The organism is Roseixanthobacter psychrophilus, from assembly GCF_043195195.1.
Taxonomy (GTDB): domain Bacteria; phylum Pseudomonadota; class Alphaproteobacteria; order Rhizobiales; family Xanthobacteraceae; genus NCEH01.
Genome location: NZ_JBAFWT010000182.1, coordinates 1 through 494, shown reverse-complemented (window position 1 = coordinate 494; position 494 = coordinate 1). Strand labels below are relative to the sequence as shown.

Sequence of the window (494 nt, the reverse complement as noted above, 5' to 3'; positions counted from 1 at the left end):
CCGGAAGCTGCTGGACACGCGCGTTGTGACGGTGGCCGCACCCGCCTATCTGGAGCGGCATGGGGAACCGCACTCGCCGCACGACCTTGTCCATCACGAGGCGCTGCTGTTCCGCAATCCGCAGACCGGCCTGCCGTTTCCCTGGGAGTTTCACCGCAACGGCGAGCTGATCGAGGTCAAGGTCCCGAGCCGCCTTGTGCTGGACGATCCTTCGGTCGCGGTCTCCGCCTGCGTGGCAGGCCAGGGGATTTTCCAGAGTCTCGCCCTAGGTCTCGCGCCCTTTTTGTCAGGGGGCGACCTCGTGCTGGTCTTGCCAGAGTGGTCGGAGGAGCTTTATCCGCTCTACGCCTACCATCCCTCGCGTCACCTGCCGCCGGCAAAGGTAGGGGCCTTTCTGGACTTCGTGCGGGAGATCGCGCCTGACACGGGGGCCGCGTGACCCTGGCGGTGCGAATATCGGGTTTCCGACACGCGTCAAATGTCTGAAGTTGGCG

Annotated in this window: 1 protein-coding gene; it reads left to right on the top strand. The window is 65.2% G+C overall.

Annotated elements, in window-relative coordinates; genetic code table 11:
• Positions 1-439, top strand: a 439-nt coding sequence (locus V5F77_RS29115; RefSeq protein ID WP_429008518.1) for a substrate binding domain-containing protein, incomplete at its 5' end; no start/stop codon positions are given.
• Positions 440-494: the final 55 nt, after the last annotated feature.